Source organism: Amycolatopsis pithecellobii (assembly GCF_009707865.1).
Taxonomy (GTDB): Bacteria; Actinomycetota; Actinomycetes; order Mycobacteriales; family Pseudonocardiaceae; genus Amycolatopsis_E; species Amycolatopsis_E pithecellobii.
The window spans coordinates 1-12,236 of the sequence record NZ_WMBA01000084.1 but is presented as its reverse complement, the minus strand read 5'-3'; the positions used below and the strand labels follow the sequence as shown (position 1 = coordinate 12,236).

Genomic DNA, 12,236 nt, shown 5'->3' with positions numbered 1-12,236 from the left:
CAGCCGTTGGACTCCGGCAATGCGACGATAGAGGCGGTCTGACCCGGGTTGCGGACGTTCTACGCACTGAAGAACACGTTTCCGTAGTAGGGCTCCGCGTCGATGTTCGTGTCCGGGCCGTGGACGTTCGGCGCGTAGTAATAGAGCCCAGGGTGCGAGGCGACGGTGATGAAGGATGACAGCTGCAGCAGCGTTTTGTTCAGGTTTTTGAACGCGGCCTGCTGCTCGGCGTCTGTGACCGCGGCGTTGGCCGCTTCGACGGCGGACACGTACTCCGCCGGCGGTGTTCCGCCCGGGAAGTAGGGGTTCGCTGACGTCGCGAAAAACGGCACCTTCATCAACATGGTCGGGTATTTGTTCTCGTTGCCGGTCGTCGAAACGTAGATCCCGTTGGTGCCGTTGGTCAGCTGTTGCAGGAAGTCGGCGATGGTCACCGACTGCACGTTGACCTGGACTCCGATGCTGGCGAGGCTCGCCTGGACTATTTCGGCCGTCGACTTCAGCTGCGGCAGGTTGCTCGGAGTGAGGATCGGGTCGGGCAACGCCGTGACGCCTGCGGCCGCGAAACCTGCGCGCGCCCGGTCGGGATCGTAGCCCCAGTCGTGGGCGGCGTCCGGATCGTAGGCAGGCGATGTCTCCGGCCAGGGCAGCACCTTCGTCTTGGCTTCACCGAACAACGCGTTCCGGACGACGGTGTCCCGATCGATCGCACGGTGGAACGCCTGGCGGACGTCTTGTCGGTCGAATGGCGGCCGCTTGGCGTTGAGGTACATGACGAGAGTGCCGGCGGCAATCGGGTTGTTGATCCGCCGGAATGTTCCCCGCAGCTGCGGGATCCCGGAGTACGGCGTCCCGGAGGTCAGGTCGAGCTGGTGGGACTGCAGGGCCGTTATCGCGGCGGTGGGTTCCGACACGATTCGGAAGTTGATGCCGGCCACCTTCACCGGCGTGCCCCAGTAGTTGTCGTTGCGCACGAGCGACCAGTTCTGACCCGGGATACGGGGGCCCTGCTTGAATGGCCCGGTACCGATGCCGGTGGTCGCGACGTTCGCGCGGTTGCCAGGATAGCCAATCGGAACGGACTGCAGGATGTCGGTGATCAGCTGTGTCGCGCGCGGTCCCTTGAGTGTGAACAGGACGGTGTGGTCGTCGACCGCCTCGACCTTGGCCGCGTCGCTCGCGATCTTCGTGAGCAGACCGCCGACCTTTGGGTCGGCGACTGTGGCGTAGTTGTCGACGATCGCTTGCGCCGTCAGCGGCTGCCCGTTGTGGAAGGTGACGCCCTGTCGCAGAGAGACTTTGACCGATGCCTGGTCGGGGGCGACGGTGTAGCTGCTGGCGAGAACCGGGACGGGTTTGCCGTTGTGGTCGTACTCGATCAACGACTCGTACATGTTGCGAATGAGCGGGTAGCTGTTGCCCCCGAGCGCGTACGGGTCGTACGAAGGCAGGTCGCTCGCAACGGAGACCTGCAGTGTCCGGGTTCCTGAGTCGGCGGCGGGCACGGCGCCGGAGTCGTCCGCGAGCTCCGCTTGGGGCGTGTTGCTGCACGCGGTCAGCAGGGTGCTGCCGGCGCCGAGGGCCACGCCGGTCATGCCTACTGCGCGTAAGAACAAGCGACGATCCAGTTGGCCGTGGTGTGGCATATTCACTCCTCGCGAGGCGGGGGGTCGGGGCGATGCGGAGGCGGTTCGCCGCGTTTGTCGCGGTGCACATGCCGGTTGCGCTGGCCTTCGTCGCCCTCGCTGGTTCCAGGTCGTATCGCGCCTGGGTTACGCCCAATTCGATACGGCGGTTTCAGCTAATGAGACATCCCCTCGGCGGTAGTGTCAACTACCTGAGCAACGGGACCGCTCGGCTATATCGTTTCGACATCTTCATGAACCCTGACCCTGAATCGAGTGAACTGCGCCTTCGCGGTTGCAGTCCGATGCCCATGCATGACGTCCAGGGGTGGACTCAATTTACGACTGTTGGACTTCGTCACCGGACCGGATAGAGTGAAACAGCAAGTTCATTCTACGAAGTTTGACCGTGTAACCAGTCGCCGGTGACCGAAGCGCATCTCGGGCGCTGAAATCGGAGGTAGTGCGTGACTCACACCCAGCGCGGTCTCGCCCGGTTCGCCGCCGATCTGCCGGCCGTCCAGGACTTCGTCCACCTCGGTGAAGGGAACACACCCCTTCTGCCACTGAGCGCTCTGGCGAGCCGGCTCGGGATGTCCGAACTGCACGGCAAGCTGGAGACGGTCAACCCCACCGGGTCCTACAAGGACCGGGTGGCGGCGATGTCGGTGTCACTGGCCCGGTCGCAGGGGCTTCGAGGGTGGATAGCGACGTCGTCGGGCAACGCCGGGGTCGCGATGGCGGCCTACGGTGCGCGCGCCGGGCTCCCAGGTTTCTTGTGTCTCGTCGCGTCGGCACCGATCGAGAAGAAGCTCCCGTTGGTGCCGTACCCGGTCCACGTACTCGCCGTGTCAGGCATTGGTCATCAGGGTGACGGTGCGACGGGCAAAAGGCTCTTCGAGGAGGTTCGACGGGCCGGCGAAATACACCACCTCTACCTCGGTGTCACTGCCCACGCGTTCAACCCGCAGGGGATGCGCGGGTGCGACACGATCGCGTACGAGCTCGCCGAGCAGCTCCCCGAGGCGTCTCACGTGTACGTGCCGGTCGGTGGCGGTGGTCTGGTCGCCGCGATGACGCGAGGCTTCGCTCACCGGGAGATGCGTGTCAGAACCATTGCCTGCCAGCCTGCCGGCTGCGCTCCGATCGCCCGATTCCTCGAGCAGGAGATCGTGGCGCCGGAGGTCGCTCGGTGCGCGAGCGAGATCTCGGGACTGCAACTGCCCCACCCGCCCGACGGCCTGCTCGCGGCGGAGTCGGTGCTGCGCAGCGGAGGGTGGGGGACGTGTGCGGAGGACACCGCGGTGCTCGCAGCGCAGCGCTTGCTCGTGGAGACCGAGGGGGTGTTTGTGGAGCCTGCGGCTGCCGTGCCGCTCGCGGCGTTGATCGCCGACCTCGAGAACGGGCGCATCGACCGGGATGCGCGGGTCGTCCTCGTGCTCACCGGCGCGGGGTGGAAGGACTTGAAGCGATTCGCCGATGAGGCGGACCGGATCCGGGTGTCCGGCCTCGATGAGGTGTCCGAACGGATCGACGAATGGGCAGGCGTGGCGCTCGCGAACGAAACAGGGGCCGCACTTGCGGCTGCACACGAAGGGAACTGGTCCTAACCATGAAGGTACTGGTCACGGGCGCCGCCGGGCGCGTCGGAGCCAATGTGGTCAAGCGTCTTGCCGCCACCGGTGCCGGCGTCAGGGCGATGGTGCTGCCGGGAGACCCTCAGGCCGCCAAGCTCGCGGCGTTGTCGGACGTGGAGGTCATCGAGGCCGATCTTCTCGACCAAGCCTCCGTCGACCGTGCTTGTCGCGGTGTCTCCCATGTGGTGCACCTCGCGGCTCAGCTGGTCCGGGGCGACACGCCGGTCGACCGGTTCTATGATGTCAACGCGTTCGGAACTCTGCGCCTGCTCGAAGGAGTCGTGCGCAACGGTGGCTGCGAGCGGTTCGTCCTGGCCAGCACGGACGGGACCTACCGGCCAGGGGATCCGCCTGCCGTTCCGCTCAGGGAGGATGCGCCGCAGGAGCCGGCCGACTACTACGGAACCGGCAAGCTGCTGGGAGAGATCATCCTGCGCAACCACGCCGTCCAGTTCGACATCCCTTTCGCGATGGTGAGGTTCGCGACCGTTGTCAGCCCGGAAGAAGCGGTCCGGCAATTCCGCCTGCGGTCGGTCCGTGAGCTGTTCGGTCGCGCCCGACTGGGCCGTGACTCCAACATCTGGCAACTCTTCCAGGGACAGCCCGACCTCGTTCGGATCGTCGACGACGTGGTCGGCGCCGACGCCGACGACCAGATGGCCGTCGGGCTCACCGGACCGGATGGTGAGCCCTGGTCGCTCCACATGCTGGACGTGCGGGACGCTGTCGAGGGCGTGTACCGCGCTCTGACCGAACCGGGGGCACTCGGCGGCGCATTCAACATCGCTTCCGCCCAGCCGACATGCTTCACCGCCGGATCGGAGATCATCGCCGAGCGGTTCGACGTGCCGCGGGCCGTGGTGCGGATGCCGATGACCTGGCGCCTGGAGATGTCCATCGACGCGGCACGTCGGGCGTTGGGATTCGAGCCGAAGTACGACTTCGCTTCGATGGTGGCCACCGCTGACGGCACGGACGTGATTCCCGCCCGCGTCGGAACGGGCGGTGCGTGAGATGGAGTCGGCGGCCCGGAAGCTGGTCGTCATCACCGGTGCGGGAACGGGAATCGGTCAAGCGATCGCTCTCCGCCTCGGTCGGGCGGGGTACTCCTGCGTGCTCGTGGGACGGCGCAAGGAGCCGCTGCGGGAAACCGCTTCCCTGCTCGAATCGGCTGGGGCCGAGACGACAGTGATGCCGATGGACGTGACCAAAGAGGATTGCAGGAAGGAGATGTTCGAGGCCGTCAACGGCCTCGAACACCCTCTGTACGGCTTGGTCAACAATGCTGGGGGGTCGAACGCGTCGGGCCTGTTTGACCAGGACGTCCGGCGATGGCGCGACGAGTTCGCACTGAATGTCGAAGCTGCGGCCTTCCTGTCTTTCGAGGCTATCCGCAGGATGGCCGCCTCGGGAGGCGGAAGCATAGTGAACATCGCGTCGGTGTACGGCATCGTTGCGCTCGACAACGCCTACTACGAAGACGTCTACCCGTCCAAGACAGCCGGCGGACCGGTTCGCGCTCCGGCGTACACCGCTTCGAAAGGTGCGCTCCGGCTCCTTTCCCGCGAGCTCGCCGTGGCTGCGGCACCGATGAATGTCCGCGTGAACACGGTTTCTCCGGGGATGATCAGGTTGGACGACGATCCGGAATTCGCCCGCCGGGACGAGTTGCTGGCCAAAGCGACGCCCATGGGGCGGATGGGCCGGCCGGACGAGATCGCAGGTGCCGTCAACTTCCTGCTCTCGGGGGAGTCCGGTTTCATGACGGGGGCCGAAATGGTAATCGACGGCGGCTGGACCCTGTGGTGACCGGTGGACATGGACCTCGAATGCCCGGCGTCGTGTCGACAACTGGTGGTGCGACCGGAATACGTGGCGCGATCAGTGATCGTCTGCTCGCGGACAGGTTAGACGTCCGCGGTGCAGTGGACCGACGACATTACTCGGATCCACAGAGAGTTTTCCAGCGCCACCGGGTAGGTGGATGTCGGCGTGCAGGCTGTTGTGCGCTCCTGGGCGGCGTCGACGTGCTCATCAACGACGCGGGCTCACCGGCGAGGCCGCTGTATCGGCCGGCCGAACGGACAGTGCGAACCAGTAGTACGCCAAATGGCTGCCGACGAACTGCCCGGGACTGCCACCGGAGGTCGCTGACGTGGTGACGTGGCCAGCTTCCCTGCATGCCTCTCACGTAACGGGGTCGGTCACATTCGTCAACGGCGGGGTGACCGCCGTCTGACGGCTGCCGTCACTTCGCGACCTCACTGGGTGCTGCGGGACGACGAAGTGGTCGCAGGATTGGCAGCAGTACCCGAACTCGGGTGGGTCGCGGCGCTGACTGAGCCCATCGTGCGACCCCCGGCAGCGCCCCGGAAAGTCGGACCCTGATCTGCCACGGCCCCGCCGGTCCTTGTCTGGTCCAGCTCAACGGAGCCCGACATCGAGCACACCCGCGTCCAACACCGCGTGTCCCGCCAGTCCAGCGAGCAGGAGGAGCGCCTCATGCGCGATCGCCCACGCCCCGACACTGGCCCCGAGCCCTCAGACAGCTGATCGACAGGTGCCGACACACCCGAGCAGCACCGCCGCTCGCGGCCACCATGCAGAACCAGGATGGGCCCGCCTCACTGAGCCTTTCCGGGTAAGAGAGTGTCAGATTTTGGAGGCGGAGCGGTGGTCGCCTTGCCCATTACGGGGTTTCGATCATCCGGTTATCCGGTCGTTGAAGCCAGTGATGTTCGGCCTGCTCGTTGTATACACGAGCTTTCCGGATCGACACTGGAAACTTGAGGAATGGAGTGAATTGTTCCCAGCTGTTCTGGCATAACGCGATCATGGTCGGGTAATTCGATTCGCGATCTGCCCTCAGTGCTTCCGGGAGGAGATTTGATGGAATTGCGGACGAGGTGAAACACGCATTGCTTGGAGTGAATCTCGCTGGTGAGCGGGACGTATGGGCCGGTGGCCGGTACCGGTGGCGAGGGTGTGAAAACACTGGGCCGAGGTGCTTGCCCAGCTGTGCAATCCCGGCGTCGAGGATGTGGTGATCGTCTGCTGTGCGATGGGCTGGAACGCCTGCCGGAGGCGATCACCAGCGCGTGGCCGCCGGCAGACGCGCAACATCCGAGTAGACTGGTTGGTTGGAACCTGCCCGCACCGGATTTCCATGTGTACCGCATCACTCAGTGCAATGGGATAGATACGCTCTCCAACGGCGGGATTGCCATTCATTCATATCGTCAACGACTTGCTTGGTGATTTTCAAGCCACGGAAACGTCCACCCCATAGATCTCCGACAAATGTTTCTGAATCCCTCCAGTCGCGAGGCCCTTGGCGCACAGTGCGATGACAGACTCGTCGAAACCCTCGATCCGGCGGCGCGTGTTTCGGCACGATCTACGGCTCGGATGCCCCGTTCCGGTCGCGCGATACCTCGATCCGCGCCGATCCCACGTCGGTGTGCACCGTCTTCTGTGACCGATCATTCCGCTGATTCCCAACGGCACGGCCCGCCGGATCACCCTTCTCATATCCGAGACGCTCATCCAATTCCGCAGTCAACGCCGATTCAAGAACGGTTTCGTAATCCGCGACAAACAACCCATCCGGCCGCCGGCGAAATCCCATCCGCCCGGACTTGTCGATCAACCCTGAATATCGACGCCATCCAGGGGCTGAGAACCCGTCGGTTCCACCGTCTCCCCATCACGATCCTTTCCACCGAGGCGCGATGCCCCAGCCTGTCGGATCACCTCCCCACCCACAAGATCGCTGAAAGCCCCGACGAGCGTGCTTCCCTCGGTTCAGCGAGCCCTCGCGTTGACCGGGTTCGTTGCCAGTCCCGATGCCACTTCGATCAACGTCTTCGCTGCTCGCTTCGCCTCGGCGACCGAGAATCGTGACGATGGTCCGCTGATGCTGATCGCCACCGGCAGGTGGGTGCCCAGCAGTGGCGCGGCCACGCACCGGCCGTCGTCTTCGTTTTCGCGGTCGTCCAGGGCGTAGCCTTGCTTGCGGACCTTCGTGAGCTCGTCGAAGTACGACTCGATGTCCGTGATCGTGTTTCCCGTCCGCGACGACAAGCCGGTCTGGGCCAGCAGGTCTCGTACCCGCTCCTCGGGCAGCTGCGCCGCGATCGCCTTGCCCAGCGCCGTGCAGTGGATCGGATCCCGGTCACCGCGGCTGGCGGCCAACCGCACGCCGCGGCGGCTTTCCACGATGTCGAGGTAGATGATGTGGTCGCCGTCCAGGAGCCCCAGGTTCGCGGTTTCGCTGAACTCGTCGCGTAACCGCTCCAGCGACGGCCGCGCACGCTCGCGCAGGATTTCCAAGTGGCGCGACTGCATGCCGACGAAACCCAACCCCAGGCGGAACAATCCACCCTCTTCGTCGCGCTCGACGTACCGGTGGTTTTCCAGGGTCCACAGGTAACGGAACGCGGAAGACTTCGGTAGCCCTGTGGTCTGGGCCACTTCGTTCAGAGTGATCCCGTCCACAGATTCCTGTAGCAGGTTCAAGATCAGGCAAACACGTTCGACCGCGCGGACCGAATAATCGCGCTCTTCGTCGGATTCTTCTTCCGGAGTCAGATCTTCGGGATCTTGCTTCCTGCGACGACTCACAATCGACCTCGTTTCGAGAGTTAACGTTTGCGTTTCAGATGCTACCGCCGGCCTGACCGGCATGTCAGGGGGCCAGAACGCAGCCGTGACGGTTTTCCTACGTGTGTCAGTCGTCAGCGCAATATTGCGGCGAGTTATGGCCCCTTGACGTGTCAACCCCCGCCACCGTAGCTTGAACCTATCTGGCAGATTTGTCGTTTCACTAGATGAAACTCTTTGGGAACCCCCTCACTGAAGGGACCTTCGATGGATGACGCAGGGCCGCGGCTTCTCACTCAGTCCGCCGAGCTCAGGGAACGTGCGCTGAAACGAACGCCAGGGGGCGTGCATTCCAACGTTCGGCTCAGCGGCTCAAGGGATTTCATCAGGTGCGCGCGTGGCGCGTGGCTCTACAGCGTCGACGGGCACGACTACGTCGACTACCTGCTCGGCCAGGGGCCCAACTTCCTCGGGCACGCACCTCAGCCGATTGTGGATGCGGTGTTCGCCGCTTGCCGCGACGGCATCATCTTCGGCGGCCAGCACGAACTCGAGGTTCGAGCCGCCGAACTGGTCTGTGACGCGGTCGGCTGGCCTGACATGATTCGCTTCAGCATGACCGGCACCGAGGCCGTCCAGGCCGCGCTGCGACTCGCTCGCGCCGCCACCGGGCGCACCAAGATCATCCGTTTCGAGGGGCATTATCACGGCTGGCTCGACAACGTTCTCATCAGCCAGCGTGACGGAAAATGGGGCGCGGCGAGTGCGGGTCAGCTCACCTCGCACCTCGACGACTCCGTCATCCTGCCGTGGAACGACGCCACGGCTGTGGCCGAAGCCTTGGAGCGGCACGAAATCGCGGCCGTCATCATGGAACCGATCATGATCAACGCCGGGGTTATCGAGCCGCTGCCCGGATATCTCGACGCTATCCGCGAGCTGACAAGGCAACACAGCAGCGTGCTCATCTTCGATGAGGTCATCTCAGGTTTCCGGCTAGGTCTCGGTGGCGGTGCCGCCCGCTACGGTGTCACCCCGGATCTTGTGACCTACGGCAAAGCGATCGCCGGTGGGTTCCCGGTCGCGGCACTTGCCGGCAACGCCGAGCTGATGAGCCGATTCGGCACCGGTGAGGTCAATCATGCCGGCACGTTCAACAGTTCGGTGATGGCGACGGCCGCCGTAACGGCGACGCTGACCAGTCTTCTCGAAGACCCGCCGTACGACCGGATCACCCAGCACGGGAACGCACTCATGGCTGGGCTGCGTGAAATCAGTGCCGCGCACAACGTTCCCTTGCGGATTGTCGGTCTGCCACAAGCCTTCCATGTGGCCTTCGGCGACGCCGACGTCACGGATTACCGTTCGCTGCAACAACTTGACCTCGCCCGTTACGAGCAGCTCTCCCGTGTTCTCGTCGAACACGGGATCTGGGTCGCCGGGCGCGGCGTCTGGTACGTGTCGGCCAGCCACGGGGAACGCGAGCTCGAAGTGGCGCTGACCCGGTTCGACAAAGCATTGACCGATTGGGTGGCGCGATGACAAGTCAGGTACGTCAGGACGGCAACACCGCGAACTTCTCGGCGTATTTTCGCGCCGGAGACTTCGTGTTCGTCTCGGGCCAGGCATCGGTCGAGGACGGGGCGATCGTGCCGGGTACCTTCGAGGAGGAGATGCGCCGCTCGATCGAGAACGTTCGCAAGGTACTGAGCCAGACCGGACTACAACTGTCCGATGTGGTCAAAGTAGGCGCCTATGTGGACAATCCGGCCGATGTGCCGGAGTTCAACCGGCGCTACCGTGAATACTTCGGCGATCCGCTGCCGGCGCGCACGACGTTGACGGGTTGCCTCGGCGGTGCGGTCAAATTCGAGATCGACGTGGTCGCCTACGCGGGAGAGTGAGCACATGCGATTTGCGACACTCGGGTTATTCCACGAGGCCAACACTTTCTCGCCGTTCAAGGCAGACAAACGCCGCTTCGAGGACGGAGGAGTGTGCCGCGGTGAACAGATCATCGCGGAGTATGCCGAATCGTCGAGCACCGTGGGGGGTTACATCGCTGAATGTGGCCGGCTCGGCATCGAGCTCGTGCCGCTGATACAAGCATTCGTCACGCCGGTCGGCGCGATCACCGAGGACGCGTTCGAGTCACTCGTCGGCGAAATGCTCGATCTGCTCAGGAAAAACGGCCCCTGGGACGGGGTACTGCTCAACATTCATGGCGCCGCTGTAGCTGAGCACATTCCGGACGCGGACGGGGAGATCGCCGCGCGCGCCCGGGAGGTCGTCGGGCGCGACGTGCCGGTCGGCGCTGTCCTTGATATGCATGCGAATGTCTCCGAGAGACTGATTGACGCGCTGACAGTCACTCTGGTCTACCAGACGAACCCACATATCGACGCACGGGACAAAGCGGAGGCGTGTACGAGGCTGATTCTGGCCACGGCCGAAGGACGTGTCAGGCCGGAACAGGCGCTCACTCAACTTCCCCTCGTCGTCAACATCACGAGGCAGGATACGAGCGAGCCCCCGATCTCGGAACTCCTCGACAAGGCACGAGAGCTCGCCGGGGGGATGCTGTCGGTCAGCCTGGTGGAGGGTTTCCCCTACGCTGATGTGTCCCATATGGGGATGTCGTGCATCGCGATTTCGGATGGTGATGTCCAGCGGGCGCGAAGAGTCGCGGATGAACTCGCCGACGAGATCTGGCGGCGCCGAAATGATCTCCAGGCGCGCGGAATCACTGTCGACGAAGCTCTGGACATCGCCGAGCGGGAGTCGGGGCCGGTGGTGCTGCTCGATGTCGGTGACAACATCGGCGGTGGTGCACCGGGGGATTCAACGGAGATCCTGCGGGCGGCCATCGCTCGTGGGACGCGTTCGCTGGTGCAGACGTTGTGTGACCCCGCTGCCGTGCGGCATTGCATCGAAGCGGGTGTGGGCGCGAGGGTCGAACTCGAAGTGAGTACGGACAAAGTCCCGGTCACCGGCCTTGTGAAAACGCTTTCCGACGGCCGCTTCGAGGAGCCCAAACCTACGCATGGTGGCTTCCGCTTCTTCGATATGGGCCCGGCCGCGGTGCTCGAGACCGACGCGGGCCACACCCTGGTGCTCGGCACGAAAGCGGTCATCAGCTCGAGCCTGCAGCAGTTGCTCAGCGTCGGCGTGGACCCCACAACATTCCAGGTCGTGGTCGCGAAGGGGGTCAACTCGCCGCGAGCCGCGTACACGCCGATCGCCAAGCGGGTTGTCGTCGTCGACACGGACGGTGTCACCGCCATGGGGCTCGAGCGGTTCACCTATGCGCACCGCCGCAAACCCTTGTTTCCTTTCGAGGCAGGACAATGGCGATGAAGCTTCTGCGAGTCGGGCCGGTCGGACTGGAGCGGCCGGTGGTGCTGGACGACGGCCGGTATTACGACCTGACTCCGCTCACTCCGGACATCGACGGGCGTTTCCTTGCCCAGGACGGCCCGAGACAGGCACGCATCGCCGTGGACTCCGGAGAGCTGCCGGAGATCGACATCACCGGCAGCCGGATCGGAGCGCCGATCGCGCGACCAGGGGCTGTGCTGTGCATCGGGCAGAACTACGCCGCGCACGCGGCGGAGTCGGGTGACGAGCCGCCGTCCGAACCGATTCTCTTTCACAAGTCGCCGAACACGGTCGTTGGTCCATACGACAATATTCTGATCCCGCGCAGCTCGACGAAAACCGACTGGGAGGTCGAGCTCGGCGTCGTGATCGGGAAGCAGGCCCGTTACCTCGAGAGCCTGCGTGACGCACGTGCTTGCGTCGCGGGATATGTCACGTCCAACGATGTGTCCGAGCGGGCGTTCCAAATTGGACGGCCGGGCGGGCAGTGGGACAAGGGGAAGTCCTGCGAGACGTTCAATCCGGTCGGGCCGTGGTTCGTGCCGGCGCAGGATGCGCCGGACCCGCAGGTGCTCCAGTTGCGATCGTGGGTCAACGAAGATCCGCGGCAGGACTCAAAGACCACGGACATGATCTTCACCGTAGACGAGATCATCTGGCATCTCTCGCAGTTCCTGGTCCTTGAGCCCGGTGACCTGGTGAACACCGGTACGCCGCAAGGGGTTGCCCTCTCCGGACACTTCCCCTATCTACGCAAGGGTGACGTCGTGGAGGTCGAAGTCGTCGGCCTCGGCCGTCAGCGAACGGTCTGCGAACAGGCTTGATGGACTAGATGACTGATTCCGTGAAGATCATGTGAAGTGGCCGGGGGTCTGGGCATGGGTGGAGGGTGTCCATGATCATTTTGTGACGAACGATCTGAACACCCTCCTGACGGCACTGTACGTGCTCGTCGACGACCATGTGGTGATGCCCCGGATCGGCCGGGGACGGC

The 12,236-nt window shown here is 64.2% G+C and carries 10 protein-coding genes and 1 pseudogene; 8 read left to right on the top strand and 3 right to left on the bottom strand.

The window, feature by feature from the left end; translation table 11 throughout:
* Positions 1 to 59 precede the first annotated feature (59 nt).
* Positions 60 to 1,595, bottom strand: coding sequence for an ABC transporter substrate-binding protein (locus tag GKO32_RS34170; protein WP_166459817.1), 1,536 nt, complete (start codon positions 1,593 to 1,595; stop codon positions 60 to 62).
* Positions 1,596 to 2,092: 497 nt separating this feature from the next.
* On the opposite strand from GKO32_RS34170, the gene GKO32_RS34165 reads away from it, so the two are divergent.
* The 4 genes and pseudogenes from GKO32_RS34165 to GKO32_RS40710 all read left to right on the top strand — a co-directional run.
* Positions 2,093 to 3,235 carry a pyridoxal-phosphate dependent enzyme gene (locus GKO32_RS34165; RefSeq protein ID WP_154761061.1) on the top strand — a complete coding sequence of 381 codons (1,143 nt, stop codon included), beginning with the start codon at positions 2,093 to 2,095 and terminating at the stop codon, positions 3,233 to 3,235.
* A gap of 2 nt (positions 3,236 to 3,237) precedes the next feature.
* Positions 3,238 to 4,275 carry an NAD-dependent epimerase/dehydratase family protein gene (locus tag GKO32_RS34160; RefSeq protein ID WP_166459816.1) on the top strand — a complete coding sequence of 346 codons (1,038 nt, stop codon included), beginning with the start codon at positions 3,238 to 3,240 and terminating at the stop codon, positions 4,273 to 4,275.
* Position 4,276: 1 nt separating this feature from the next.
* Positions 4,277 to 5,071 carry an SDR family NAD(P)-dependent oxidoreductase gene (locus GKO32_RS34155; protein ID WP_246245163.1) on the top strand — a complete coding sequence of 265 codons (795 nt, stop codon included), beginning with the start codon at positions 4,277 to 4,279 and terminating at the stop codon, positions 5,069 to 5,071.
* A gap of 1,180 nt (positions 5,072 to 6,251) precedes the next feature.
* Positions 6,252 to 6,382 (top strand): annotated as a pseudogene (locus tag GKO32_RS40710) (transposase); the annotation flags it as partial.
* A gap of 277 nt (positions 6,383 to 6,659) precedes the next feature.
* On the opposite strand, the gene GKO32_RS34150 reads toward GKO32_RS40710, so the two are convergent.
* Complete coding sequence (locus GKO32_RS34150) at positions 6,660 to 6,911, bottom strand: transposase (RefSeq protein WP_154761058.1); 252 nt, start codon at positions 6,909 to 6,911, stop codon at positions 6,660 to 6,662.
* A gap of 155 nt (positions 6,912 to 7,066) precedes the next feature.
* On the bottom strand, positions 7,067 to 7,885 hold the full coding sequence (locus GKO32_RS34145; protein WP_312869035.1) for an IclR family transcriptional regulator: 819 nt from the start codon (positions 7,883 to 7,885) through the stop codon (positions 7,067 to 7,069).
* 324 nt (positions 7,886 to 8,209) lie between these two features.
* Between GKO32_RS34145 and GKO32_RS34140 the strand changes: the two genes are divergently transcribed.
* From GKO32_RS34140 to GKO32_RS34125, 4 genes are read left to right on the top strand one after another with little or no spacing between them, the layout of a single operon-like run.
* A complete protein-coding gene (locus GKO32_RS34140; RefSeq protein ID WP_312869033.1) occupies positions 8,210 to 9,406 on the top strand; it encodes an aspartate aminotransferase family protein in 1,197 nt (398 codons plus the stop codon).
* Positions 9,403 to 9,768 (top strand): RidA family protein, encoded by a 366-nt coding sequence (locus tag GKO32_RS34135; protein ID WP_154761055.1) that lies wholly within the window; start codon positions 9,403 to 9,405, stop codon positions 9,766 to 9,768. Before GKO32_RS34140 ends, GKO32_RS34135 begins: the two co-directional genes overlap by 4 nt.
* Positions 9,769 to 9,772: 4 nt before the next feature.
* The gene (locus GKO32_RS34130) at positions 9,773 to 11,221 is read left to right on the top strand and encodes a M81 family metallopeptidase (RefSeq protein ID WP_154761054.1); all 1,449 of its coding nucleotides are present in this window, start codon (positions 9,773 to 9,775) and stop codon (positions 11,219 to 11,221) included.
* Positions 11,218 to 12,066, top strand: coding sequence for a fumarylacetoacetate hydrolase family protein (locus GKO32_RS34125; RefSeq protein WP_154761053.1), 849 nt, complete (start codon positions 11,218 to 11,220; stop codon positions 12,064 to 12,066). The genes GKO32_RS34130 and GKO32_RS34125 overlap by 4 nt, the downstream gene beginning before the upstream one ends.
* Positions 12,067 to 12,236: the final 170 nt, after the last annotated feature.